Source organism: Jutongia hominis (assembly GCF_014384965.1).
Lineage (GTDB): Bacteria > Bacillota > Clostridia > Lachnospirales > Lachnospiraceae > Butyribacter > Butyribacter hominis.
Map to the genome: position 1 here is coordinate 49,463 of NZ_JACRSW010000009.1, position 26,029 is coordinate 75,491.

Annotated in this window: 19 protein-coding genes; 16 read left to right on the top strand and 3 right to left on the bottom strand. The window is 40.5% G+C overall.

All coding sequences use genetic code 11. The features are described from left to right. The first annotated feature begins 6 nt into the window (after positions 1-6). The 6 genes from H8700_RS02585 to H8700_RS02610 all read left to right on the top strand — a co-directional run bounded on the left by H8700_RS02585 (position 7) and on the right by H8700_RS02610 (position 6,405). Positions 7-957 carry an RnfABCDGE type electron transport complex subunit D gene (locus H8700_RS02585; protein ID WP_022142154.1) on the top strand — a complete coding sequence of 317 codons (951 nt, stop codon included), beginning with the start codon at positions 7-9 and terminating at the stop codon, positions 955-957. Beyond that, positions 947-1,600 (top strand): RnfABCDGE type electron transport complex subunit G, encoded by a 654-nt coding sequence (locus tag H8700_RS02590; RefSeq protein WP_022142155.1) that lies wholly within the window; start codon positions 947-949, stop codon positions 1,598-1,600. Before H8700_RS02585 ends, H8700_RS02590 begins: the two co-directional genes overlap by 11 nt. 13 nt (positions 1,601-1,613) lie before the next feature. Then, positions 1,614-2,411 carry an RnfABCDGE type electron transport complex subunit E gene (locus tag H8700_RS02595; RefSeq protein WP_022142156.1) on the top strand — a complete coding sequence of 266 codons (798 nt, stop codon included), beginning with the start codon at positions 1,614-1,616 and terminating at the stop codon, positions 2,409-2,411. Between the two features lie 5 nt (positions 2,412-2,416). Continuing rightward, a complete protein-coding gene (locus H8700_RS02600) occupies positions 2,417-2,992 on the top strand; it encodes an electron transport complex protein RnfA (RefSeq protein WP_022142157.1) in 576 nt (191 codons plus the stop codon). A gap of 16 nt (positions 2,993-3,008) precedes the next feature. Next, the gene (locus H8700_RS02605; protein ID WP_022142158.1) at positions 3,009-3,800 is read left to right on the top strand and encodes an RnfABCDGE type electron transport complex subunit B; all 792 of its coding nucleotides are present in this window, start codon (positions 3,009-3,011) and stop codon (positions 3,798-3,800) included. A 337-nt stretch (positions 3,801-4,137) separates the two neighbouring features. Continuing rightward, positions 4,138-6,405 (top strand): diguanylate cyclase domain-containing protein, encoded by a 2,268-nt coding sequence (locus H8700_RS02610; RefSeq protein ID WP_249302853.1) that lies wholly within the window; start codon positions 4,138-4,140, stop codon positions 6,403-6,405. An 84-nt stretch (positions 6,406-6,489) separates the two neighbouring features. On the opposite strand, the gene H8700_RS02615 is transcribed toward H8700_RS02610, so the two are convergent. Together H8700_RS02615 and H8700_RS02620 are read right to left on the bottom strand one after the other, a co-directional pair. Beyond that, positions 6,490-7,545, bottom strand: coding sequence for a TPM domain-containing protein (locus H8700_RS02615; protein WP_249302856.1), 1,056 nt, complete (start codon positions 7,543-7,545; stop codon positions 6,490-6,492). Further along, the gene (locus tag H8700_RS02620) at positions 7,542-8,591 is read right to left on the bottom strand and encodes a hypothetical protein (protein WP_249302858.1); all 1,050 of its coding nucleotides are present in this window, start codon (positions 8,589-8,591) and stop codon (positions 7,542-7,544) included. Before H8700_RS02620 ends, H8700_RS02615 begins: the two co-directional genes overlap by 4 nt. Positions 8,592-9,340: 749 nt before the next feature. Here H8700_RS02620 and H8700_RS02625 point away from each other — a divergent pair. From H8700_RS02625 to H8700_RS02665, 9 genes are all read left to right on the top strand, one after another. Further along, complete coding sequence (locus H8700_RS02625) at positions 9,341-10,201, top strand: class I SAM-dependent methyltransferase (protein ID WP_249302864.1); 861 nt, start codon at positions 9,341-9,343, stop codon at positions 10,199-10,201. Positions 10,202-10,399: 198 nt separating this feature from the next. Beyond that, positions 10,400-12,451 (top strand): DHH family phosphoesterase, encoded by a 2,052-nt coding sequence (locus H8700_RS02630; protein ID WP_249302866.1) that lies wholly within the window; start codon positions 10,400-10,402, stop codon positions 12,449-12,451. Between the two features lie 95 nt (positions 12,452-12,546). Then, complete coding sequence (rplI, locus tag H8700_RS02635; protein WP_022140714.1) at positions 12,547-12,993, top strand: 50S ribosomal protein L9; 447 nt, start codon at positions 12,547-12,549, stop codon at positions 12,991-12,993. A 19-nt stretch (positions 12,994-13,012) separates the two neighbouring features. Next, on the top strand, positions 13,013-14,356 hold the full coding sequence (gene dnaB / locus H8700_RS02640; protein ID WP_022140715.1) for a replicative DNA helicase: 1,344 nt from the start codon (positions 13,013-13,015) through the stop codon (positions 14,354-14,356). A gap of 127 nt (positions 14,357-14,483) precedes the next feature. Then, positions 14,484-15,833, top strand: a complete 1,350-nt coding sequence (locus H8700_RS02645; RefSeq protein ID WP_249302868.1) for a glucose-6-phosphate isomerase — start codon at positions 14,484-14,486, stop codon at positions 15,831-15,833. A gap of 119 nt (positions 15,834-15,952) precedes the next feature. Beyond that, entirely contained in the window at positions 15,953-16,639 is a 687-nt protein-coding gene (locus tag H8700_RS02650) for a polysaccharide deacetylase family protein (RefSeq protein ID WP_249302869.1), read from the top strand. A 604-nt stretch (positions 16,640-17,243) separates the two neighbouring features. Then, entirely contained in the window at positions 17,244-18,716 is a 1,473-nt protein-coding gene (locus H8700_RS02655; RefSeq protein WP_249302870.1) for a sodium-dependent transporter, read from the top strand. A 440-nt stretch (positions 18,717-19,156) separates the two neighbouring features. After that, entirely contained in the window at positions 19,157-19,648 is a 492-nt protein-coding gene (locus tag H8700_RS02660; protein WP_249302871.1) for an RNA polymerase sigma factor, read from the top strand. Further along, entirely contained in the window at positions 19,645-21,084 is a 1,440-nt protein-coding gene (locus tag H8700_RS02665; RefSeq protein ID WP_249302873.1) for a hypothetical protein, read from the top strand. The genes H8700_RS02660 and H8700_RS02665 overlap by 4 nt, the downstream gene beginning before the upstream one ends. A 98-nt stretch (positions 21,085-21,182) precedes the next feature. Here H8700_RS02665 and pyrG read toward each other — a convergent pair whose 3' ends face one another. Then, the gene (gene pyrG, locus H8700_RS02670; protein ID WP_249302875.1) at positions 21,183-22,796 is read right to left on the bottom strand and encodes a CTP synthase; all 1,614 of its coding nucleotides are present in this window, start codon (positions 22,794-22,796) and stop codon (positions 21,183-21,185) included. Positions 22,797-23,230: 434 nt separating this feature from the next. Between pyrG and ftsH the strand changes: the two genes are divergently transcribed. Further along, entirely contained in the window at positions 23,231-25,999 is a 2,769-nt protein-coding gene (gene ftsH, locus H8700_RS02675; protein WP_249302877.1) for an ATP-dependent zinc metalloprotease FtsH, read from the top strand. Positions 26,000-26,029: the final 30 nt, after the last annotated feature.

Here is a 26,029-nt window from a genome sequence, read left to right on the forward strand (position 1 = left end):
TGTAACGTGAGTAATTTATTGAATATATCATCATCTCCACATGTTCGTGATAAATCTTCTACTAAGAGCATTATGTGGGATGTATTTTTAGCACTTATGCCTGCAGCTATTTTCGGTATTTACAATTTCAGTGTCAAGCCACGTGATATCAATGCGATCCTTTTGATCGTAGTCTGTATTGCAACCTGTGTACTTACTGAATATATTTGGCAAAAGGCAATGAAACTGCCTTTAACAGTCAGTGACGGCAGTGCAGCCGTTACGGGACTTTTACTGGCATTAAACCTTTCATCGACATTTCCGATCTGGATGGCGATCATCGGTAGTGTATTTGCGATCATTATCGTAAAACAGTTATTTGGCGGTCTGGGACAGAACTTTATGAACCCGGCACTTGGTGCAAGATGCTTCTTAATGGTATCTTTTGCGGGACAGATGACTTCTTTTACATATGATGGCGTAACAGGCGCTACTCCTCTTGCACAGATCAAGATGGGAACCGGTACTCCTAAACTTTTGGATATGTTCCTTGGAACAACAGGCGGTACGATCGGTGAAACTTCTGTAGTGGCACTTTTGATCGGTGCTGCTTATCTGGTAGCACGTAAGGTGATTTCTTTAAGAATCCCTGTAACATATATCGTTACATTTGCAATCTTTGCAATCCTCTTTGGTCAGCATGATATTATGTATCTGGCAAAAGAGCTTTGCGGTGGTGGTCTGATCCTTGGTGCTTTCTTTATGGCAACGGATTATGTAACGAGCCCGATCACACCAAAGGGACAGATTGTTTTTGGTATCATCCTCGGTGTTCTGACCGGAGTATTCCGTATCTTTGGCGCATCAGCAGAAGGTGTATCTTATGCGATCATCATCAGCAACCTTCTTGTACCATTGATTGAAAGAGTAACAATCCCTGTTCCATTTGGAAAGGAGGGTATCAAAGATGGCAAATAATGAAAAATCACAGAATACATTGGTTCATGATACGATTTGTCTTTTCCTGATCACTCTGATTGCCGGTATTTTGCTTGGTGGTGTTTATATGATCACAAAGAAACCGATCGACAAGCAGAATGAAAAGACAAAGCAGGAAGCATATGCTGCAGTTTACAGTGGCGCAGAGTTTGCTTCTGATAAGGATCTTGATACAAAAGTTGCGGATTTTCAGAAGGATCTGACAGCCGGTAAGATCAAGACAAAAGCCGGTGAAGTTCTTTCCGATGTGATCATTTCAGAAGTGATGAAGGCAACTGTTGATGGCAAAGATGCCGGCTATGTTATCACATGTAGTGGTAAAGGTTATGGTGGAAACGTACAGTTGGCACTTGGTATTGATGATAAAGGTACTGTCAAAGGTATTAAAGTAACCGACTGTAGTAACGAGACTCCGGGTCTTGGACAGAATAGTGCCAATGAATCCTGGAATCAGCAGTATGTCGGTGCTAACAGTTCACAGGACATCAATGTAGTTAAAGATGGAAGTGGAAAGATCAAAGATGGTACTGTCAATGCGATCACAAGTGCAACGATCACAAGTAAAGCAGTAACCAGAGCTGTAGATGGTGCTTTGTTATTCGTTTCATCATTAGCAGAATAGGAGGGATTATAAAATGAATTCATGTACAGAACGTTTGAAAAACGGTATCATTACTGAAAATCCCACCTTCGTAATGATGCTTGGTATGTGTCCTACACTGGCTGTTACAACATCAGCGATCAACGGTCTTGGTATGGGACTTACTACAACAGCAGTATTGATCTTATCAAATGCATTTATCTCTTTACTTCGTAAAGTGATTCCTGATAAGGTTCGTATTCCTGCATTTATCGTAATCGTAGCATCTTTTGTTACGATCATTCAATTATTGTTAAAAGCATATCTTCCATTCCTTGACAGTGCGCTTGGTGTGTATATTCCGCTGATCGTAGTAAACTGTATTATCTTAGGTAGAGCAGAAGCATATGCCTCAAAGAATCCGGTATTACCATCTATCTTTGATGGACTTGGTATGGGACTTGGATTTACCTTCGGTCTTACCTGTATTGGTATCTGCCGTGAAGTGCTTGGTTCCGGTGCAATTTTTGGAAAGGAATTCATTCCTTCTGACTATCACATTACATTCTTTGTATTAGCACCAGGTGCATTCTTAGTGCTTTCATTCCTGACAGCAATTCAGAATAAGCTTAAGATGCCTTCTGCTACAAATGTAGAAACAGCAGGTACAGAGATAGCCTGCGGAGGTAACTGTGCAGGATGTACAGGAGCAAGCTGTGTAGCAAACAAAGGTCTTGTGGAAGCAGAACGTGCAGCAGCAAAGGCTGCAAAGGCACAGGCTGCCAAGGAAGCCGCTGAAAAAGCAAAAGCTGCAAAGGCTGCAAAAGCCGCAGCCGAAAAGAAGGAGGATTGATTTAAGTGGGAAATATATTTGTTATCATCATTTCATCGATGCTTGTCAGCAACGTTGTACTTAGTCAGTTCCTCGGTATCTGTCCTTTCCTTGGTGTATCAAAACAGGTTAGTACAGCAGTCGGAATGGGTGCTGCCGTAACATTCGTTATCACCATTGCAAGTGCAATTACCTGGCCGATCTATTATTTCTTATTAGAGCCAAGGGGACTTGATTATTTACAGACGATTGTATTTATCCTTGTAATCGCTGCATTAGTACAGTTTGTAGAAATGGTATTAAAGAAATTTATGCCATCTTTACATGCATCACTTGGTGTTTATCTTCCATTGATCACAACAAACTGTGCCGTACTTGGTGTAGCGTTGAACAATATCACAAACGGATACAATTTCATTGAAAGTGTTGTCTGTGGTCTTTTTACAGCACTTGGATTTTTACTTTCTATCACGATCCTTGCCGGAATTCGTGAAAGAATCGAATACAATGATGTTCCTCATTCTTTCAAAGGAACACCGATTGTATTAGTTACAGCTTGTCTGATGGCAATCGCATTTTGTGGATTTGCGGGATTAGTCTAGGAAGGAGGCAGAAGAAATGAACGGAGTTATTTTAGCAGCATGTGTTATTGGTGTACTTGGACTTCTCATTGCCCTTCTTCTTGGTTTTGCAGCAATTAAGCTTGCAGTACCTGTAGATGAAAAGGAGATTGCTGTTCGAGAATATTTACCCGGTAATAACTGTGGTGGTTGTGGTTATGCCGGATGTGATGCTTTGGCAAAAGCAATCGCAGCAGGAGAAGCACCTGTTAATGCATGTCCTGTAGGTGGAGCAGCAGTTGCAGAGAAGATCGGAGCTGTCATGGGAGTAGAAGGCGGTGACGCAGTTAAGATGGTAGCCTTTGTAAAATGTGCCGGTACTTGTGAAAAAGCAGGTATCAAAGCAAACTACTATGGCGTATCTGATTGTAAGAGTGCAGCAGCCATTCCCGGACGTGGTGATAAAGCCTGTGCATATGGATGCCTTGGTTTTGGTTCTTGTGTAGCAGCCTGTCAGTTTGATGCACTTCATATCAAAGAGGGTGTTGCATTTGTCGATAAAGAGAAATGTGTTGCATGTGGCAAATGTATCCAGGAATGTCCAAACGGTTTGATCGAATTAGTGCCATATGATGCAAAATATGCGGTATCATGTTCTAACAAGGACAAAGGTCCTAAAGTTATGGCAGTATGTGATACAGGATGTATCGGTTGCGGTATCTGTGCAAAACAATGTGAGTTTGAAGCAATCACTGTAGAAAACAATATCGCACATATTGATCAAAGCAAGTGTACGGGATGTGGTAAGTGTGCGGCAAAATGTCCTAAGAAAGTAATTATGGCACACTAATTAACAGCATTATAAAATAAAAATAAAAAGCAGAATGTTTCGCAGTCAGCGTGCATTCTGCTTTTTTATGGAATAAGAAATTGCTCGTACAGTAGTGGTACACCAACAAGAATTGCATTAGCAATTCTTGTAAAGTTTAATGGTACATTAAACTTTTGACAAAGCGCTGGCTTTGCACTTTTTTCGTGAAAACCATTAAGAAAAAGTTGCACTTATCAAAGTGTTAAGCTATAATGAAGGATATAATATTTTTATAAAGAGAGTATGAAGAGGATGGGGAAGCGTTTTTTTCGAAACTTTTTTCGAAAAAAACGAAAACGAAGGAGAAGAGGTTAGTATGAATCATTTTAAGCAGAGATCTGTACAGTCAGAAGAAAGTTTTTTTAGTAATAACGAAAAAGAAGTTACGCAAATGATCTGCCGTATTATGTCATATGCATTTTGCATTTATCCGGTCATGCTTTTACTGAACGTGATCAATCTTTTTAAATTTTCCAATCGTGTAATCTTTTTGATCTTTGTGGTGGGAATTTTTTGTACGCTATCACCACTTTTACTTTCCAGGTTTGTGAAGAATCAGACATTTATGAAGTATTATACTTTATTATGTATTATTACAGTTGTAAGTGTACTTGGCACAGAATATTATGTCGGGATTTACATTACATATATTATTGCTCCGATTGCGAGTTGTTTGTATTTTGATAAAAAATTTACAGCGAGGATTTTATCTATTTCTTATGTTGCTTTTCTGATCTCATATTTTTTCAGGTCTTTTCAGATCAGAGATCATCTGTATCCTACAGAAACGATATGGCCAACCTATATTCCGCTGGCTGCGGGTTTTACGATTGAGTTCTTTGTCAGTCTTTTGTTTTTATATCGTCTGGCTGACAGAATCCATAATTATCTTGTTGATCAAAACCGTCTGATCAATGATATGGCAAGAAGTGAAATGAAAACGCAACTGGCAATAGAAGCGACAAAAGATATTCTTTTTGAATATGATGTGACAAAAGATACTTATAGCAGTAATGGCACGATTTGTGACTGGACGCGTAAAGATGTTTATCTGGAACATTTTAAGGAATATGTCCGTGCAAAGAATTGGCGGACCGAAGACTTTCCGGATACATTAATGGAATTTGTGCATATGCCGGTAGAAAATGGTGACCGTTTTCAAAAGGAAATTGATATCAGTTTTATGGAAAATGGACGGGAGTATATTTCATGGGCTTTTTTTGAGGTTTTGATTATCCGCGATGAGACCGGAAAATCCGACACGATCGTCGGAAAGCTTCGCGATATTACGGAGCAGAAGATAGAGGAATTGCAAGCAGAGGAAGCAAAAAAATATGATGCATTATCCGGTATGTATAATTATTCCAGCCTTCGTAAGGTCGTGCAGGGCATGGAAGTAATGTACAAAAATAAAACGCATCAGATCATGATCGTACATATTCGAAATTATGATAACATTGCAGAATGTTATGGAGAGGTATATCGTGATTTTGTGTTGATCAATGTAGCTGATGCGATCAAAGAAACGGCTGAAGGAAAAGAAGCATATACCTGCCGGTTATCAAAGGATGCTTTTGCAATCTATATTCCGGATTGTGATCTGGTGGATGCAAGATCCATGCGTCAGGAACTCAATGACCGTTTGAAAGAAATTTATGTTGGCGAAAAAGAAGAAAATCAATTGGTCTATGATTTTGGATATTATCTTGGCAGCGAAGAAATGGATGAAATGTTCAAATATGCAGCACAGTACGTTTCACAGGATAAAGAAACAGAAAGTTCTTTTTTAAATGAGTTAGAGGATTCTTTACAATCCGAAAATATATTTGTTGTGCAAGATGTAAAATATAATGAAGTATCTGAAGCACACAAAGCAGAGACGGCGGAGAATTTTATAAACAATCTCTCCTTACAGATTGCATGTGTAAAAGACAGAAGAAGTGCGATTCAGATGACACTGGCTCATGTAGGAAGGTTTTTTGGTTTATCCGGTGTACGCATTTATGAAATGGAAAAAAGCCAGAAACCGATTCTTCCGGCATTTGAATGGATGACAGATAAAAAAGTTGAGAAAGCATATAAAGAAAGTATGTTAAGTTATCAGGTGCGTTCATTTTTTGCTGAAAATTTTGAGAAGAGCCGTATTGTGGATAATACAAGTGGAGCGTTTCAGGATTTCTTCCGTCAGTTTGGAAAAACACCATTGTTGTTAGAACAATATTCGAGTCTGATCTGTCCTGTGTTGGATGAAGGACAATGTTGTGCGATCATTATTTATGATGTTGCGAAAGATGCCGGTGAATGGGATGATACTTTCAAAGAGTATATGATAGATGTCAGCAAATTGATCGGTAATAATCTGCTTGTATATTGGACAGAAATGGAAAATTGCTCCAGGGATGCTGCTTTGGCGGATATTTCGCATGAGATCCGCACATCAATGAATACGATCGTCGGTATGACCGAAACGGCAAGAGCAGAATACGAGAATAAGGATCAATGGATGCAATGTTTAAAATCAATTGATAAATCCGTAGATCATCTGGTAGAAGTTTTAAAAAAATTATCTGATCAGACAGAATAAAAGCGATATACAAAAAATATGCCCCCTCTTTAGCGGATGATATGAGGTACGTTAAAGAGGGGGATATAAAGCTTAGAAGAAACGTTATTTTTTTGCATTTTGTCTGGCAACTTCATTGATCAGATCTTTTGATACTGTATCGGTTTTAGCGTTTTGTCTGGCAACCGCGTTGATCAGATCTTTTGATACTGTATTAGCCTTTGCATTTTGTTTTCCGTGATTAGGGACATTATTTTGAGAAGAACAATGTGCAGGATCGTCGTTTTGCGTTCGATTCCTTGCAGCAGAGTTCTTCTTTTTTTGTTTTCGTGCAGCTTCTTTTTCTTTCTTTTTGTCACGGCGTTTTTTCTGGTATGTGGCAAGGTATGGTTCCAGATAAACCATAATTTTATCATATAGAGGTGCCAGGAAAGAACCGACCGCTTGTATGATTTTTTGAAAACGCTGTTTTAGTGTTTGCGGAGTAACGCGAATCTGCTCTGTTCCGGCAAAATGATCCAGGCTTCCGTAAATCCGGGAATTTGATTTTGACAAATGGATCGTAAGCAGACTTTCCGCTTTGGGTACACGAAAATGCAACATACGGTACAAGATCAGAATTGCAAGCAGTATGCTGATGAAAATCTGAGGAAATACTTTGAAGTAAATACGATCCAGAGCGGGCGATTTACCCAGATATTCATGTACTGTATCCGTGAAATCGTTTAATGCTGCAACAACATAACGTCCTTTTTTGATTTGACGATCTATAGAAGAAGCAATCCTATCACATCTTTTTTGTGTCATTTTCTTTTGGATCGAACCATAGCTTCGGAGTGCAACAACCGAATGGTCCTTTTTTGTACCGACCAAAAGAAAGATCAGGTTTTTTGGAGCATTCTTGTCATTACCGATTTTATCCATATATTTGATATAATCATCCTGATCACCCAGCTTTTTTGTAATTGTAATATAGACAGAAGTATTATAGTGGTCATAGATCGTATCACATTGTTCTATGATCTGATCGGACTCATCAGTCGATAAAGCGTGGGCAGTATCTGCAATCACGGTTTTTGCGGCTGCATTGTGTGGAATGAGTATTGCAAAAAGAAAAAAACTGATCCCGAACAAAAAGGAAGATATCATTTTTTTTGTCATAATACAGGTCCTCCTAACAAAGCAGTAAATATGCGAAGAAAAATAAACAGAAAGGTTGCAATGAGTCCAAAGCCGACTGCCAGTTTTGGTAGCGAGAGCGGCGGATTGCCTGCAACTTTTCCGGTCTGCCCGTTCATCAAAAAGGTATATTCGCTGTCGCGATAGTCATAGCGGACGGTCCAGACAGGTAAAAGGGTATATTGTGCAGAAAGAAGAGAAGTATTTCCCTCTTTTTCTTTTATAGAAATCTCCTGATAAGAAGCCGCACTTTCCTTTAAGAAGATATCAGTTAAATGATCAGCCTGCTTTTTCGCATCAGAAAGGCTTTCATCCTGCGTCGAATTATATTGTTCTGCATAATGCAGGTTGAGATCCTGTAATGAAAATTTCTTTAAAGCAGTATAATCATATGGCATAAGTTTTTCTAACATTTTCTTAGAAAACATACCGGATGCAGCTTGCGGAATGTGCTTTAAAGTCAGATCAGCCTGACGATAGAGCTCATAGCGGCTTGTTTCGGTGATCTTTTCTTTGCCTTCTTTCCATTTTTTGATATTTGCTGTATGTAAAAATGCTTCCTGCTGTTCTTCCATATCATATAACCAAAAAGGCAGATAAAGACCGACTAATTTTGCTTTTTGCTTTTGTTTACCGTATTCTTTTGGTGCAAAGATCATATTTCGTCTCCATTTACGGTAGCTTTTTTTGGCTTCTTTATAAGAAATGGAAAAAGGAATGATCCTGGTGGGAGCAAAATCACCTGACATACGTTCACCGGGATGCATCGGCTGTCCGCAGAAATAACATTTTTCAAGAGAAGTATGGTTGTCGGTGACAAGGACAGCATGACAGTTATTACAGACATATTGTCTTGCCTGCTCATCATCATAAGTATCTTTTTCTATATGCGTAGAAAAAGAAGAAAATTCCGAAAGATATCCGGTGATCTCTTCTGTGATGTTGCAGTTTCTACATCGTAAAATGGCATTTTTTTTGTCAAATTCCATCGGTTCGTGGCATTGGGAACATGAATATTGAAAGTGCATGATCAACCTCGTTTCTGTAATTATTATGGATATATAATAACATACCATGAATTCGCAACGAAAGAAAGCTTGTTTTCTATCTTACATATCTGATAAGGGGAAGGGGCTGTGCCTTCCTCACAACAAAAATATCGAATGCGTCATATTGTTATTTATGATTTGTGTTTCTATTTCTTTTATTTTTTGGAGCACTGTTTCACCTGATAAGAATTTTTAAGATTTTTTTCTTTTTTGCCCTGATTATGGGCGCTCTCATCTGATATAGGGGCAAGGCCGGTTCTGATGTACATTGCTGTTTGGGAATCTCTAAGCCCGTCGCCACTTGGCTGCTGTTTTTTAGCAGACTATGTGTGCGCTACGTGGCTTTGCGAAGCGGAAGCGTGTCCCAAGCAGCAATGCTACTCAGACTGAGTCGCCCCTATAGTTATGACCCGCGCCCAATCAGCAAAAAAGATTAAAAAATCAAAAATTCTAATCAGCTGTCGTGTCTATCCCAAAAATAAAAAGAAATAGAAACACAATTGAATCTCTTAATATATGACGCATTCTATTTTTGTTGTGAGGAAGAGCATTATAGTTATAGAGGTGTTTTGCAAATGCCTGAATTGGCTTGAAGAGGGGGAGCTTAAAAAAGATTGCACAGAGCGGTTATGTTCGATATAATAAAGAGATGAGATTTAGGATGGTCAGACAGTAGGTTGCTGTATGATCATCAGGCCGAATAGTGAAAAAGGAAGGAAAATTAATATATGTGGATTGCAAAAGATTGGAAAGATTACGAAGTGATAGATACTTCCGGTGGAGAAAAGTTAGAACGCTGGGGAGAGTATACGCTGGTGCGCCCGGATCCGCAGGTAATCTGGAACACACCCAAGAAGCATAAAGGCTGGAAGAAAATGAACGGACATTATCACCGCAGCAACCGTGGCGGTGGAGAATGGGAATTCTTTGATCTGCCGGATACCTGGCAGATCCATTACAAGAATCTGACGTTCCGTTTACAGCCATTTAAGTTCAAACATACCGGACTTTTCCCGGAACAGGCAGTCAACTGGGAATGGTTTGGCAAAAAGATTGAGAAAGCACAAAGACCGGTCAAAGTATTGAATCTTTTTGCATATACCGGTGGTGCTACCTTAGCGGCAGCGGCAGCAGGAGCGAGCGTAACGCATGTGGATGCATCCAAAGGAATGGTGACATGGGCAAAAGAAAACGCTCACGCATCCGGTTTACAGGATGCACCGATCCGCTGGCTTGTAGATGATTGCGTTAAGTTCGTAGAGCGTGAGATCCGTCGCGGTAACAAATATGATGGGATTATCATGGATCCTCCGTCGTATGGACGCGGACCCAAAGGAGAGATCTGGAAGATCGAAGAAAAGATCTTTCCGTTTATTCAATTATGTATGCAGATCTTATCAGATGATCCATTGTTCTTCCTGATCAACTCGTATACGACCGGATTACAGCCGGCAGTATTATCTTATATGATGAATACAGAGATCGTACCCAAATTTGGTGGTCATGTAGAAGCCGAGGAGATCGGACTTCCGGTATCGGGAAATGGTCTGGTGCTTCCATGCGGAGCATCTGGCAGATGGGAAAAATAGAACAATGCCAATACAGTAGCGGTATACCGGTAAGAATTTCTTTGAAATTCCAGAGGCAAAACACATGTTTTGCCTTTATTGACGGAAAATTTGAATAATGCTATACTTTTAAGGTTAGGCAGAGCAGCAAAGACATGTGATTTTAAAAGGTAAAAAGTCAAAGCCTGTTTTACTGTTCTGATAGGAGGAAGTAAAAGTATGAAACGAGGATTAAAATTAAAAGGAATGTTGCGCCTATATCTGAAATGGCCGCTTTTTCTGAGTATTCTGTTTATTATCATGGATATTCAGCTTTTTGTGATAAATCGGCGTATCGGTGTGATCGGTGCAGTATATTGTGTCATATTTATATTGATCACGCTCATACTTAATTTTTTCGGTAAAAAAGGAATCCGACGTGATCTGGTACAATTCGCAGAGAATTATGGAAAGATGCAAATGAACATGATCAAGGAAATGGATATTCCTTATGCCGTATTGAGCGAAGAAGGTCAGCTTCTGTGGGGAAATGATAAATTCTTGCAGGTGATCGTGAATAAAAAAGCAGCACGACGCAGTATTACGAATATTTTTCCGGAGATCACACAAAACATATTGCCAAAGCTTCCGGAACCAAAAGAAGCACATGTACAGGCGGGAGAACGCTATTACCGCTGTGTGATGAATCTCATCGTAGACAGTGGAAGCAGTGTAGGCGGTGAAGAAGAGCTGGCATTTGATCAGATGTTAGATACCAAACGCATTATTGCAATGTGTCTGTATGAAGAGACAGAAGTGATCAACTTAGAGAAAGTGCGTGAAGCGGAAAATCTCGTTGTCGGCCTTTTGTACATTGATAATTATGATGAATTGATCGACAGTATCGATGAAGTCCGTCAGGCATTGACAATGGCATTGATTGATCGAAAAGTCAACAAATATATGCAGTCAATAGATGCGATTTCAAAAAAACTTGAAAAAGACAAGTTTTTCTTTGCATTTAAGCAGAAGTATCTTGATGGGTTGATGAGCAGCCGTTTCTCTATTCTCGAAGAGATCCGTAATATCAATCTCGGAAATGACCAGAGTGCGACGATCAGTATCGGTATCGGTGTTGGTAAAGGAACTTACATGGAACGTTACGAATGGGCACGTGGTGCGATGGATCTTGCGCTTGGACGAGGTGGGGATCAGGCAGTTGTAAAGAATGGTGAGAAAGAACAGTTCTTTGGTGGAAAGCGTGTTCAGATCGAAAGAAATACACGAGTAAAAGCACGAGTAAAAGCACATGTATTAAAGGAACTGATCGAAGGCAAAGAACGTGTTGTTGTCATGGGTCATTCGATCGGAGATGTGGATTCTTTTGGTGCGTGTGTCGGTATTTACCGTATTGCAAAGACGTTGAACCGTAAAGCACATATTGTTGTGGATGAAGTCAATTCATCGGTCAAGCCGATCATGGAGCGTTTCTACAGTAAAGATTATGAATCTGATCTGCTGATCGATGGGGAAGAAGCAAAAGAGTTAGTCGATGAATCGACGCTTCTTGTTATCGTGGATGTCAACAAGGGCAGTTATACAGAGTGTCCTGACCTGATCGATATGGCACAGTCTGTCGTTGTGATCGACCATCACCGTCAGGCAGGAGATGCGATCACAAAAGCTTTGCTTTTTTATATTGAACCGTATGCATCATCGGCTTGTGAAATGGTTGCCGAGATTTCGCAATATATCGGAAACGGACTTCGTCTTCGCCCGGCAGAAGCAGAAGCAATGTATGCAGGGATCATGATCGATACGAATTATTTTACGGATAAAGCAGGTGTGCGAACTTTTGAAGCTATGGCATATCTGAGAAGAAGCGGCGCGGACGTTGTTCGTGTCAGAAAGCTTTTCCGTGAAGATATCAATGAATATAAGATCAAGGCAGCCGCAATTCAGGATACCGAGTTATATCTGGGTGAGTATGCGATTGCTGAAAGTCTGGCTGAAGGAGTGGAAAGCCCGACGGTACTTGGTGCAAAGATTGCAAATTCACTTCTGGATATTAATGGTGTAAAAGCTTCCTTTGTTTTAACCAAATACAATGGCAAGATTTATATCAGCGCACGTTCGATTGATGAATTGAATGTACAGGTTATGATGGAACGTCTTGGCGGCGGTGGTCATATCAATATGGCAGGTGCCCAGTTAAAAGATATGAGCATGGAAGAAGCAAAAGCCATTATCCGTGAAACCATCGACAACATGATCACAGAAGGCGAAGCATAATGAGCATGGAAGCGGAAGGATAACCGTTATTTTGAGAAACAATAGATATAGGATCATAGATAAGATGCTCATAACAGAGCAGAATGGAGGATTTTATGGATGTTATTTTATTAGAAGATGTAAAGTCACTTGGTAAAAAAGGTGAGATTGTAAGTGTGAACGACGGATATGCACGTAATTGTATTTTGAAAAAAAAGCTTGGTGTGGAAGCTACGGCAAAGAATAAAAATGAATTGAAGCTGCAACAGAAACATGAAGAAAAAGTTGCTTTAGAGAAGTTAGAAGATGCGAAAGCATTTGCGGAAGAATTAAAAGAAAAATCCATTACCGTATCGATCAAAACCGGTTCCGGCGGAAGAAGCTTTGGCTCTGTGTCAACGAAAGAGCTTGCAGCCGCAGCAAAAGCACAACTGGGTTATGATCTGGATAAAAAGAAAATGGTACTGGATGTGCCGATCAAAAGTCCGGGTATTTTTACCATGCCGATCAAACTGCATCCGCAGGTAACCGGAGAGTTAAAAGTAATCGTAAAAGAAGCGTAGTTTTAAAGGATAGAAAAGAATGGACGAAGCATTAATAAAAAAGATTCCGCCGCATAGTGTAGAAGCAGAACGTGCTGTCATTGGTTCTATGATGATGGATAAGGATGCAATTTTAGTAAGTTCCGAAATCCTTAGTGCCGAGGACTTTTATCAGGGACAGTACGGAGAGCTTTTTACGGCTTTGGTGGAGCTATATCGAAGTGGAGTTGCTACCGATCTGGTCACGTTACAGAACAAATTGCGTGAAATGGATACGGTACCGGAGTTATCAAGTACAGAGTTTCTTGCAAACCTGACATTAAGCGTACCGACTTCTGCAAATATTAAGCATTATGCGGATATTGTGCATGAAAAGGCTGTGCTTCGACGGTTGATCCAGACAACAGAAAAAGTTTCCAATACCTGCTATCTGGATAATGAACCATTAGAGGATATTCTTGACAGAACAGAAAAAGAAGTTTTTGATGTTTTGCAACAAAGAAGTGCAAGTGAATTTGAACCGATCAGTCAGGTCGTTTTAAAAACATTGGATGAAATCTCGCAGGCAGCAAAGCAGGATGGTCATATCACAGGACTGGAAACCGGATTTTATGAATTGGATTATAAGACAGCAGGTTTACAAAAGTCAGATCTGATCCTGATCGCAGCACGTCCGGCAATGGGTAAGACCGCATTTGTATTAAACTTAGTCGAATACATTTCAATGCACAGTAACAGTACGATTGCAATGTTTAGTCTCGAAATGAGCAAACAGCAGCTTGTCAAACGTATTTTGTCCATGAATTCGCGTGTCGATTCACAAAAGATCCGTACCGGTGATCTCGAAGATGAAGACTGGTCAAGACTTGTAGAAAGTGTACGTCGTGTCGGTAACACAAATCTGGTCATTGACGATACTTCGGGAATTACGGCATCAGAGCTTCGTTCGAAATGCCGTAAGCTAAAGCTGACACAGGGACTGGATCTGGTCATCATTGACTATTTGCAATTAATGACAGGTTCGGGCAAACGAAAAGGTGACAGCAGACAGCAGGAAATTTCAGATATCTCACGTTCGTTAAAGGTTATGGCAAGAGAGTTAAATGTACCGGTCATTGCATTATCGCAGTTATCGCGAGCCGTAGAACAAAGACCGGATAAAAGACCAATGCTTTCCGATCTGCGTGAATCGGGTGCGATCGAGCAGGATGCCGATATGGTTATGTTTTTGTATCGTGATGATTATTACAATCCTGATTCACAGGAACCGGGTGTGGCAGAAGTGATCATTGCAAAGCAGAGAAGTGGTCCGACCGGCAAGATTAAGTTAGCATGGCTGTCAAACTTAACAAAGTTTGGAAACTTAGAACAGGAAAGACAATAAAATTTCTAAAAACTAACGATAATACCTTGATTTGCAAAAGGTTTTTGATTAAAATAAGTAGGGAAATTTTGTTTACAATTATAAAAATATATATGCATGCCATTGTTTATGGCAGAATGGAGGAATTATGGCTAGTCAGGTAAGATTTGATTATTCATTGGCAAGCAATGTGATCTCAGAAGACGAAATCAAGTCAATGGAAAAGATCACAAATGATGCAAAAGATGTATTATTAAGTAAAAGCGGAGCCGGAAGTGATTTCCTTGGATGGATCGACCTTCCTGTAGATTATGACAAAGATGAGTTTGCTCGTATTCAGAAAGCAGCTCAGAAGATCCAGTCTGATTCAGAGGTACTGTTAGTGATTGGTATCGGTGGTTCATACTTAGGTGCAAGAGCAGCGATCGAATTTTTAAGACATGGATTTTATAACAGTGTATCAAAAGAGATCCGCAAAACTCCAGAGATCTACTATTGTGGAAACAGCCTGAGCGGAACATACTTAAAGCAGTTGATCGAAGTAGTCGGAGACAGAGATTTCTCGGTTAATATTATCAGTAAATCAGGTACTACAACAGAGCCTGCTGTTGCTTTCCGTATCTTTAAAGAGATGTTAGAGAACAAATATGGCAAAGAAGAAGCAGCAAAGAGAATCTATGCAACTACAGATAAAGCCAAGGGAGCATTAAAGAACCTTGCTACAGAAGAAGGTTATGAGACTTTCGTTGTGCCGGATGATGTCGGAGGACGTTTCTCTGTACTGACAGCAGTAGGTCTCCTTCCAATCGCTGTAAGTGGTGCTGATATCACAAAGCTGATGGAAGGTGCCGCAGACATGAGACAGACATGCCTGAACAAAGACTTTGCAGAAAATGATTCATTAAAATATGCAGCAATCCGTAACATTCTTCTTCGTAAAGGTAAGAGTGTAGAGATCTTATGTAACTATGAGCCATCTCTTCATTATGTATCAGAATGGTGGAAGCAGCTCTTTGGTGAGAGCGAAGGTAAAGATCAGAAAGGTCTTTTCCCTGCATCTGTTGATCTGACAACAGATTTACATTCTATGGGACAGTTCATTCAGGACGGAAGCCGTATCATGTTTGAGACTGTTATGGAATTAGAAAATCCTTCACTGGATGTAACGATCAATGAAGAACCGGTTGACTTAGACGGACTGAACTATCTTTCAGGTAAGACACTTGACTTTATCAACAAGAGTGCCATGAAAGGTACACAGCTTGCTCATACAGACGGTAATGTACCAAACTTATCTGTAAAGCTTCCTAAGCAGGATGAGTTCTCACTTGGCCAGTTATTCTACTTCTTTGAGTTTGCCTGCGGTGTCAGCGGTTATATTCTTGGAGTAAATCCATTCAACCAGCCTGGTGTTGAAAGCTACAAAGCAAATATGTTTGCACTTCTTGGAAAGCCGGGTTATGAGGCACAGAGAGAAGAATTAATGAAGAGACTGTAGAATATAAAAATAAAGTGTTTCTATAAGAAATATGGGAATACAGCGTTTGTCTGTATTCCCTCTTTTCAGTCAAATGGGGAAATTTTATAGAAGTAATGGATAGACAGGGAGGAATTACAATGTATAAAAAAGCTGTTACATTCAGTTATGATGATGGCATTGAACAGGACAGACGTCTGGTCGATATTTTCAACAGCTATGGTATGAAATGCACTTTCAACTTAAATACAGGCATTCAAAGCGAAGAGAGTCGCTTTGAGATTGATGGTGTTAAGATTCATCGCATGAATCAGGAAGATATAGGTGATCTTTATAAGGGACATGAGATTGCAGTACATGGTTTAACACATACCGGTCCGACAGGACTTTTGCTTGAAGAGTTGGAGCAGGAATTTTATCAGGATGCAAAGAACATTGAACGTATCTATGGTAAATATCCGGTAGGAATGGCATACGCATACGGAGATTGTGATGAACGGGTAGCAAAATATCTTCAAAGCATCGGAATCCAATACGGACGAACCGTTGGCTCTACACACGGATTTGATCTGCCAAAAGAACCGATGCTGTTAGAAGCGACTTGCCATCATAATGATGAGCAGCTTTTTGCACTGGCAAAGCAGTTCTTAGACGCAGAACCGGATGATGGAAAGCCGATGCTTTTTTATATCTGGGGACACAGCTATGAGTTTGATGTCAACCGGAACTGGGACCGTATCGAAAGACTGTGTGAGATGCTTGCCGGACACGATGACATCTTCTGTGGCACAAACGCAGAATGTCTTTTAGACAATCCATTCGCATAACCAAAGTCTTGTATTGATCAGGATAATGCGTCAGAACGATTGTTTTGATTTGAATTTTTAGTTTCTGACTTTTGGAATGACACAACGTCTGGTCAGAATATCCGGGATTTTTATTTCTTTTCCTTTTTGAATGACACGACGCTTGGTTAGGATATCTGATTTTTAATGTTTTTTGCTAGGTGGGCGCGGGTCATAACTATAGGGGCGACTCAGCCTGGATAACATTGCTTAGGGGGCACGCTCCCGCTACGCCAAGCCACGTAGTGCACACATAGTCTGCTAAAGAACAGCAGACAAGTGGCGACGGTCTTGGAGTGCCCCTGCAGCAATGTTTCTCAGGACTGGCCTTGCCCCTATATCAGATGAGAGCGCCCACAATAAGAGCAAAAAACAAAAAATCTTAGATATCCTTACCCAAGCGATATAGTGCTCAAAAAGAAAAAGAAATAAATAATCGGATATTCTGGTCAAATGAGACAGCGTTCCAAAAGTCAGAAACTTAAAAATTGGAAACAATACTACGCTTGAACTGACGCAGCATGAGTTATTATGATCTTGGGTTATGCGAATGTGTGAAATATATTTTTTAGAAATGAGGAGAGATATGGCTAGAGAAAAGTTTGGCTCCCGTCTGGGATTCATTTTAGTGTCTGCAGGATGTGCTGTCGGCTTGGGAAACGTATGGAAGTTTCCATACATATGTGGAGAATATGGTGGAGCGGCATTTATTGTGATCTATCTGTTTTTCTTAGTTGCATTAGGACTTCCGATCATGATCAGTGAGTTTGCTGTCGGACGTGCCAGCAGACGTGGTGTTGCGAAAGCATATGATGTCTTAGAACCGGAAGGAATGAAATGGCATCGTTTTAAGTGGTCGGGTATTGCAGGCAGTTATATTCTGATGATGTTTTACACAATGGTAGGCGGCTGGATGATCTACTATGCTTACCGTCTTGCCACAGGAAAGTTAAATGGCTTAAACAGTGATGGTGTCAAGAATGCATTTTCACAAATGCTTGGAAGTGCAGGAACGATGACATTATGGATGCTTATTGCGATTCTTTTTTCCTTTGGTGTTTGCATCTTAGGCTTGCAAAACGGTATTGAGAAGATCACAAAAGTGATGATGGCTGTTCTGATCGTATTGATGGTTGTATTAGCCATTCATTCTGTGTTACTCCCGGATGCATCGGAAGGACTTCGCTTCTATCAGATCCCGAATTTTAAAGATATGGCGAAAAAGGGTATCGGTACCGTTGTCTTTGCCGCTATGACACATGCGTTCTTTACATTAAGTGTTGGTATCGGCGCAATGGAAATATTTGGAAGTTATATGAAGAAGGACAGAAGTCTGACCGGAGAAGCAACGAGTATTATGCTTTTAGATACCTTTGTTGCATTGATGGCAGGAATTATCATTATTCCGGCATGTTTTGCGTATGGAGTGAAACCCGATGCAGGTCCATCGCTTCTGTTTATTACATTGCCAAATCTTTTTAATCATATGCCGGGTGGCAGGATCTGGGGAACGGCATTCTTTATCTTTATGTCATTTGCGGCACTTTCAACGATCATTGCCGTCTTTGAAAATATTTTGTCTTTTTATATGGATATGTTTGGATGGAGCAGAAAGAAAGCGGTTGCAGTCAATGTGATCCTTGTCAGCATGTTGTCCTTGCCTGCAGTGCTTGGTTACAATCTGTTATCGGGCTTCCAGCCAATGGGCAGTGGAAGTACGATCATGGATCTTGAGGATTTCTTAGTTTCTTATAACCTGCTTCCGTTAGGCAGCATGGTCTTTGTCCTTTTCTGTGCACGCAAAAACGGATGGGGATATGAAAACTTCTTAGCAGAGGTCAACGAAGGAGCCGGAAAGAAGTTCCCGAAGTGGCTTGGAAAATATATGAATTATGTACTGCCATTGATCATTGCCGTTGTATATCTGAAAGGATATTATGATACATTTGCCCCAATGGGAGTAAAAACACTTGTATGCTGGATGGCAGTTGCAGTTATTCTGCTTGCAATCATCTTTGTAACGTCTATGAAAAAACCGGTGAAGGCTAAGAATGCATAAGAAGCTTTCTGTCATGAAAATGATTTTTGACAGAGTGATCCTTATTAGCAGTAGTTAAATGATAGAGTAATTTATCAAATCTGTTCTGAAATTTCAGAAAACAAAAAGTACGCACTTTTGCGGAGAATTTCAGAACAGATTTTTTATGGAATAGGAAAATGCTCGTATAGTAGAGGTACATCAACAAGAATTGCTTTAGCAATTCTTGGAGTGCAAAGCGCTGGCTTTGCACTTTTTTAGAATAAAAGAAAAATCATGCGTGGATATAGCAGCATCATATAGAAAAACTGGTGTTTTTACGTTTTTGCAAACAAAAAATACGCATTTTTGCGGAGAAAACAAAAAGTACGCATTTTCGTGGAGAATTTTCCAAATAAAAATGGATATTTCTGTTTGGAAGATCGTATATCATATGACAGGAAAAGAAAGGGGGAAAAACGGTGCGGGAATGGACAAAAGAGACATTTCATAGTGCGTACGAAACCTACAGTACAATGGTTTACCGGCTTTGTATGCTTTACCTGAAAAATGAATCGGATGCAAAGGATGCATTGCAGGATATTTTCTTGAAAATATGGGAAAAGAAGCCGGTTTTTCAAAATGAAATGCATTGCCGGGCATGGCTGATCCAGACGACAAAGCATCACTGCCTGGATCTGTTAAAAAGCAGCTGGTTTAAGAAAAGAGTGGCATATGAACCGGATGACAGGGGGGGAAAGGAAAAGACGCAGGAGGATCGGCTATTAGAAAAGATACAAATGCTTCCTGCCAAAGACCGGGAGGTTTTATACCTGTATTATTATGAAGAATACAGTATTAAAGAGATCAGTCAGATCATCCGTCGGAAAGAAAGTACCATACAATCCCGTCTGGCAGCTGCAAGAAGGCGTTTAAAAGGAATATTAGACCGTGGAGAGGGGGCAGAACGATGAAGCAGGAGCGAATGAAGGATGCCATGAAGGATACATTTTCCAAGTTGGAATTATCGGAGAACGCGAAAGAAGAAGTATGGGAACAGATAGCAGAAAAGATAGAGCATTCTAATGGAAAAAAGAGTGGACGTATACAGAAAGTGCTGATAAAAACAGCAGCTGTCGTTTTGGCGGTAGTGCTGCTTTTTGCCGGGATCAATAAGCTTAGTGCAGGAAAACTGGCAGAGGCGGTTACAGGATTTTGGCGTGCAGATAAAAACAGCAGTGAAGTGTTACGGGAAACGACAGATTATCATGTGATGCTGGATTCGGTTTATGCACCGGAGCTTTGGGAATGTACGCAAAAGCGGATTGTGTTTGCAGGAACCTTTGGTGTTGTAATTTACGACCGGACGAAAGAACAGGTAACAGGAACGATCAATCTGTCGAAAACAGATAATAATTATTTCAATGCAGATACATTGCAAACAAAATATCTTTTGGAGAAAGACAGCCTTTGGGTCTACCATTGTAAAAATGGCAAGCCGGCCGGCAGATGCTATCAATATGATCTTTCTGCCTGTGGTTCTGCTAAGAACAGACAGATTGTTTCTTTAAAGCCGGTTACCAGTCAGAAAGCGCAAAGTGATCTGGAAACAAAAAGAAAAGAACAGCAAAAAGGAAAATATACAGATACCTGGGATCGGTTTGAGAACCGTGTCGCCGTATTTGATAAGAAATATTTCAGTAAAAAAGCTATCAAACAACAACTGCGGGATGGAACAACAACGGACACCTGTCTGGTACTGGAATGGAATGCAAAGGATGACAGTTACCGGATTTATCTTTATACGCAGGATAGAAAAGAAAAAACATTGAAAAAAGAAAAGTTATCCATTCAGGCTTCCGGTGTCGAAAAAAAGCAGATCAAATATCCGAAATATAGCGTGGCTTCCAAAAAGAAGCTTGAAAATGCAGTGATCAATTGCTTTTACAATGACCCGGTCTTATTTGAGGGCTGTGTGTATCAAGCTTACAAATATGCATCATCGGTAGAAACGGGGAAAGGAGATTTTGCTATTCCGGTTTATAAGATCATCAGCATAAAAAAACACGAAAAGCAGGTGAAGCTCCTAGGAGAATTTACATGGTATTGTTTTGCGGTATCGGATCAGACGGTATATGTTTCTAATAGTGGCGGTGGCGTAGGTGTTATGTATATGACAAAAGAGGAACAAAGGTATCGTGTGACCAAAATGGTACATCCAAGAGATGGAGCATATTTTATAGAAGATCTTTTGAGGCTTTTTGATCGGGATAAAAAAGCAGTAGATCAGTTGTTAGCAATGAATTCACAGGATGTGCTGCAAAAGGAATTAAAAGAATACGTCAGAAAAAATAATCTTGCGATCAATTCATACAAAGCATTTGGATGGGATCCGGTGAAATTACGATAATAGCAAATAATATATAGCACGGATACATCATAGAAGAAATGGCAACGTTTTATGATTTAAAACGCTGCCATTTCTTGTTGTATAAATTGTTTTGTATATTATTTATTCTTTTCCTGATACTCCAAAGCAGCACCGATGAATCCTTTGAATAATGGATGTGGTCTGTTTGGTCTTGACTTAAACTCAGGATGAGCCTGTGTCGCTATAAACCATGGGTGAGAAGGAATCTCACACATTTCTACGATACGTCCGTCAGGAGAAAGACCGGAAAGAAGCATACCATTCTTTTCTAAGTCTTCACGATAGTAGTTATTTACTTCGTAACGATGACGATGTCTCTCACTGATCTGGTCCGTACCATATACTTTATGAGCAAGGCTGTCCTTAGCAAGCACACAAGGATACGCACCAAGACGTAATGTACCACCGATATCTTCTACTCCGTCCTGATCTGCCATTAAGTGGATAACAGGATGTGTTGTCTGAGGATCCAGTTCGATACTGTGTGCATCGTTAAAACCACAGACATGTCTTGCAAATTCTACGATACTAAGCTGCATACCAAGGCAGAGACCGAGGAATGGGATATTATGCTCGCGGGCATATTTGATCGAAGTGATCATACCGTCTGTACCACGGTCACCAAAACCACCCGGTACAATAATACCGCTGACATCACCAAGGATCTCTTCGGCATTCTCTTCATTGATCTCTTCAGAAGGAACCCATTTGATCGTTACATTGCTCTTATGAGCAAGTCCGCCATGTTTTAAGGATTCCACAACACTGATGTAAGCATCGTGTAATGTTGTGTATTTACCAACTAAAGCAACCGTAACATCTTTTTCTAAATGCTTTAATGTGTTGACCATTTCCTGCCATTCTTTCATATCGGGAGCAGGATCATCTAATTGCAAACACTCGCAGGCAACATCGGCAAGATGTTCTTTTTCCATGGCAAGAGGTGCTTCGTATAATGTCTCGACATCAAGATTTTGCATGACACACTTATTAGGAACATTACAGAAGAGAGCAATCTTATCTTTGATACCTTCTTCTAAAGGACGCTCGGTACGGCAGACAATGATATCAGGCTGGATACCCATTCCCTGTAACTCTTTTACACTTGCCTGTGTAGGTTTTGTCTTCATTTCACCGGATGCACCGAGATATGGAATTAAAGTTACATGGATCAAAATGGCATTTTCGCGTCCGACATCATGCTGGAACTGGCGGATAGACTCCAAGAAAGGCTGGCTTTCGATATCACCGACCGTACCACCTACTTCAATAATCGCAATCTGTGTATCTTTACATCCATCATTGCGGTAAAATCTGCTTTTGATCTCATTTGTGATATGTGGAATGACCTGAACCGTACCTCCACCGAAATCACCACGACGTTCTTTCGACAGAACAGACCAATATACTTTACCTGTTGTTACATTAGACTGTTTTGTCAGACTTTCATCAATAAAACGCTCATAATGACCAAGGTCTAAGTCAGTCTCTGCACCATCATCCGTAACGAAAACTTCACCATGCTGTACAGGGTTCATCGTTCCCGGATCGATGTTGATGTATGGATCAAACTTTTGCATCGTTACGCTGTAGCCGCGCATTTTGAGTAATCGTCCGAGGGAGGCTGCTGTAATTCCTTTTCCTAAGCCGGATACAACGCCACCGGTAACAAATACATACTTTACTGCCATTTAATTTATCCTCCTTGTAAATAGAAAAACAACTTATTGTATACATAAAATCAGATCGTTGATCCTGCGTTTCTAATATGATAAACAACAAAATCAACATTATACCATTATAACCTATAATGCCTCTGATGTTCAATCTTTTTTTGTGGCGGAAATGAAGATTTTTTCGCAAAGATAGGAAATAATTTGTGAAAAGTGCGAAAAATATATTTAGACAGGATGCCGGTTATAAAAATCCGGTAAAATCTGAGCATAAATTCACAATACATTAAGGTTTCTTTAAAGTTATGTCGGTTGCTTTTCTACTTCCTTAGATTTATAATGTGATACAGTATTGTAAGATAGAAAAAGTATCAGGGATTTTATTTTTGAAACAATGCTATTGGATCTTCGAAAAACTCTTTTGATACAAAGATCTGAAAAGGAGGACAGCAGTGGATAATAATAATCGCAAAGATGAACAGAATAAAAAAAATAACCGGAATGGGATCATCCTTTGCCTTGTCGTGGCAATAGGTGTTTTCCTTGTATTTTCTTTTATGCAGCGTCAGGTCAAAAGTGCGACGAATAAAGAGATCACATATGATCGCTTCCTTGAAATGCTAGAGGATGGTCAGGTCAAGTCGGTTGTTCTGACTTCGAATGAGATCAAGATCACACCGGTTACGCAGCAGAATACAATTTATAAGATGACTTATTATACCGGATTGATCAATATGGATACCGGGTTGGTCGAACGGCTGCAAAAAGCCGGAGTTACATTTTCAAAAGATACTTCTGACGGTTCGTCGGGAATTGGCTATATGCTGTTGACATCATTACTTCCTTTCTTGCTTTTATGGGGCGGACTTTTCTTTATCTTCCGTACGATGAGCAAAGGCACAGGCGGAATGATGGGGGTTGGAAAAAGTACCGCAAAGATGTATGTACAAAAAGAGACCGGGGTTACGTTCAAAGATGTGGCAGGTCAGGAAGAAGCAATGGATTCGCTCAATGAACTGGTTGATTTTCTGCATAATCCGAAGAAATATACCGATATCGGTGCGAAACTTCCAAAAGGAGCTTTGTTAGTAGGACCTCCCGGAACCGGTAAGACGCTTCTTGCAAAGGCAGTAGCCGGAGAAGCCGGTGTTCCGTTCTTCTCTTTATCGGGATCAGACTTTGTAGAGATGTTTGTCGGTGTAGGTGCTTCGCGTGTGCGTGACCTTTTCAAGCAGGCACAGCAGATGGCACCATGTATCATCTTTATTGATGAGATCGACGCAATCGGTAAGAGTCGTGACAGCCGTTATGGCGGTGGTAATGATGAACGTGAGCAGACATTGAACCAGTTGTTGTCAGAAATGGATGGTTTTGACAGTTCGAAGGGATTAGTCATTCTTGGTGCGACAAACAGACCGGAAGTTCTGGATAAAGCACTTCTGCGTCCGGGACGTTTTGACAGACGTGTAATCGTTGAAAAGCCGGATCTCAAAGGCCGTGTCGATATTTTAAAAGTGCATGCCAAAGATGTTTTGATGGATGAATCGGTTGATTTTGATGCGATCGCATTGGCAACGAGTGGTGCTGTTGGTGCCGATCTTGCCAACATGATCAATGAAGCGGCGATCATGGCAGTACGCAGCGGCAGAAAGGCTGTCAACCAGCGTGATCTCTACGAAGCAGTAGAAGTTGTCATTGCCGGCAAAGAAAAGAAAGACCGCATTCTTGGAAAAGAAGAAAAGAGAATTGTAGCATACCATGAAGTCGGTCATGCACTTGTGACCGCATTACAAAAGAATGCAGAACCGGTACAAAAGATCACGATCGTACCGCGTACCATGGGATCGCTTGGTTATGTAATGCAAGTACCGGAAGAAGAAAAATACCTGATGAGCAAGGAAGAGCTTTTAACACGTATCGTTACCTTGTTTGGTGGACGTGCTACCGAGGAACTTGTTTTTCATTCGGTAACGACCGGAGCTTCTAACGACATTGAGAAAGCAACATCATTGGCACGTTCTATGGTAACACAATATGGTATGTCAGAGAAGTTCGGATTGATCGGACTGGAATCCGTAGAGAATAAATATCTCGATGGCAGAACCGTTATGAACTGTGGTGATGCGACAGAGGCAGAAGTCGATCAGGAAGTCATGAAGATCTTAAAATCATGCTATGAAAAGGCAAAAGAGCTTTTGTCAGGAAATATGGATTGCTTAGACAAGCTTGCTGAATATCTGATCGAGCATGAAACGATCACGGGCAAAGAGTTTATGAAGATCTTTCGTAAAGTCAAAGGAATCGAAGAGCCGGAAGGCGATCGTTATGATATGTTAGTGGTAGATGTTGATGGTACATTAGTAAACTCTAAGAAAGAAATTTCGGAACATACCAAAGCCGTTCTTATGGAGGCACAGCAAAGAGGCAAGACGGTTGCGATCGCAACAGGACGTTCGATTGCCGGAGTACGTCATGTAGCAAAAAATATCGGTCTGCCGGAGTATGGCGGTTATGTGGTCGCAAGCAATGGTACAACTGTTGTGAATTGCCATAACGGAAAATGCATTTATAATCAGGAAATTCCTTCTGATATGTATGAACCGGTATTTGAAGCTGCTAAGATGGCAGATGTAGGCATTCTGGTATTTCATGACGATGCGAAAGAACTGATTTCCGGTAATGGCATCAACGAATATGTCGTTGCAGATGCAAAAGCCTGTGATGTAGCAATTCGTGAAGCAGATCATTTTATCAAGGAATTAACCTTCCCAATCAACAAGTTCCTGTTAGCAGGTGATCCGGACCGTATGAAAGAAGTCGAACGGATCATGAAAGAGAAGTTTGCTGACAGACTAAACATTTTCCGTTCTGATCCATATTATCTCGAAGTTCTTCCAAAATTTGTGGATAAGGGTGTAGCAGTTGAAAAGCTGATGAAGCATCTGGATATCAAGAAAGCAAAGGTAATCTGTGTCGGTGACAGTTATAATGATCTGCCAATGCTTCGTTGTGCAGGACTTGGTGTTGCGATGGGCAATGCGCAAGAAGAAGTGAGGGAAGCTTCTGATTATGTGACTGCAAGTAATGATGAAGATGGTGTAGCTAAACTGGTTGAAAAATTTATGACACCAATTTCAGAAGAGGAGCAGGGAAAGTCAGAGGAGACTGTTGCGGTCGAAAAGACAGATTCTGTCGGAACAGATGATCTTACAGAGATATAATAATGTAATTTGGCGAAAGCAGATCATGTA

What these genes read in the sequence shown, in the direction of transcription:
- H8700_RS02650 (WP_249302869.1), top strand. Translation starts at nt 15,953, where the DNA reads ATGTATAAAAAAGCTGTTACATTCAGTTATGATGATGGCATTGAACAG.
- H8700_RS02610 (WP_249302853.1), top strand. Translation starts at nt 4,138, where the DNA reads ATGAATCATTTTAAGCAGAGATCTGTACAGTCAGAAGAAAGTTTTTTT.
- H8700_RS02625 (WP_249302864.1), top strand. Translation starts at nt 9,341, where the DNA reads ATGTGGATTGCAAAAGATTGGAAAGATTACGAAGTGATAGATACTTCC.
- pyrG (WP_249302875.1), bottom strand. Translation starts at nt 22,796, where the DNA reads ATGGCAGTAAAGTATGTATTTGTTACCGGTGGCGTTGTATCCGGCTTA.
- dnaB (WP_022140715.1), top strand. Translation starts at nt 13,013, where the DNA reads ATGGACGAAGCATTAATAAAAAAGATTCCGCCGCATAGTGTAGAAGCA.
- H8700_RS02665 (WP_249302873.1), top strand. Translation starts at nt 19,645, where the DNA reads ATGAAGCAGGAGCGAATGAAGGATGCCATGAAGGATACATTTTCCAAG.
- H8700_RS02655 (WP_249302870.1), top strand. Translation starts at nt 17,244, where the DNA reads ATGGCTAGAGAAAAGTTTGGCTCCCGTCTGGGATTCATTTTAGTGTCT.
- rplI (WP_022140714.1), top strand. Translation starts at nt 12,547, where the DNA reads ATGGATGTTATTTTATTAGAAGATGTAAAGTCACTTGGTAAAAAAGGT.
- H8700_RS02605 (WP_022142158.1), top strand. Translation starts at nt 3,009, where the DNA reads ATGAACGGAGTTATTTTAGCAGCATGTGTTATTGGTGTACTTGGACTT.
- H8700_RS02595 (WP_022142156.1), top strand. Translation starts at nt 1,614, where the DNA reads ATGAATTCATGTACAGAACGTTTGAAAAACGGTATCATTACTGAAAAT.
- H8700_RS02620 (WP_249302858.1), bottom strand. Translation starts at nt 8,591, where the DNA reads ATGCACTTTCAATATTCATGTTCCCAATGCCACGAACCGATGGAATTT.
- H8700_RS02615 (WP_249302856.1), bottom strand. Translation starts at nt 7,545, where the DNA reads ATGACAAAAAAAATGATATCTTCCTTTTTGTTCGGGATCAGTTTTTTT.
- H8700_RS02630 (WP_249302866.1), top strand. Translation starts at nt 10,400, where the DNA reads ATGAAACGAGGATTAAAATTAAAAGGAATGTTGCGCCTATATCTGAAA.
- H8700_RS02645 (WP_249302868.1), top strand. Translation starts at nt 14,484, where the DNA reads ATGGCTAGTCAGGTAAGATTTGATTATTCATTGGCAAGCAATGTGATC.
- H8700_RS02590 (WP_022142155.1), top strand. Translation starts at nt 947, where the DNA reads ATGGCAAATAATGAAAAATCACAGAATACATTGGTTCATGATACGATT.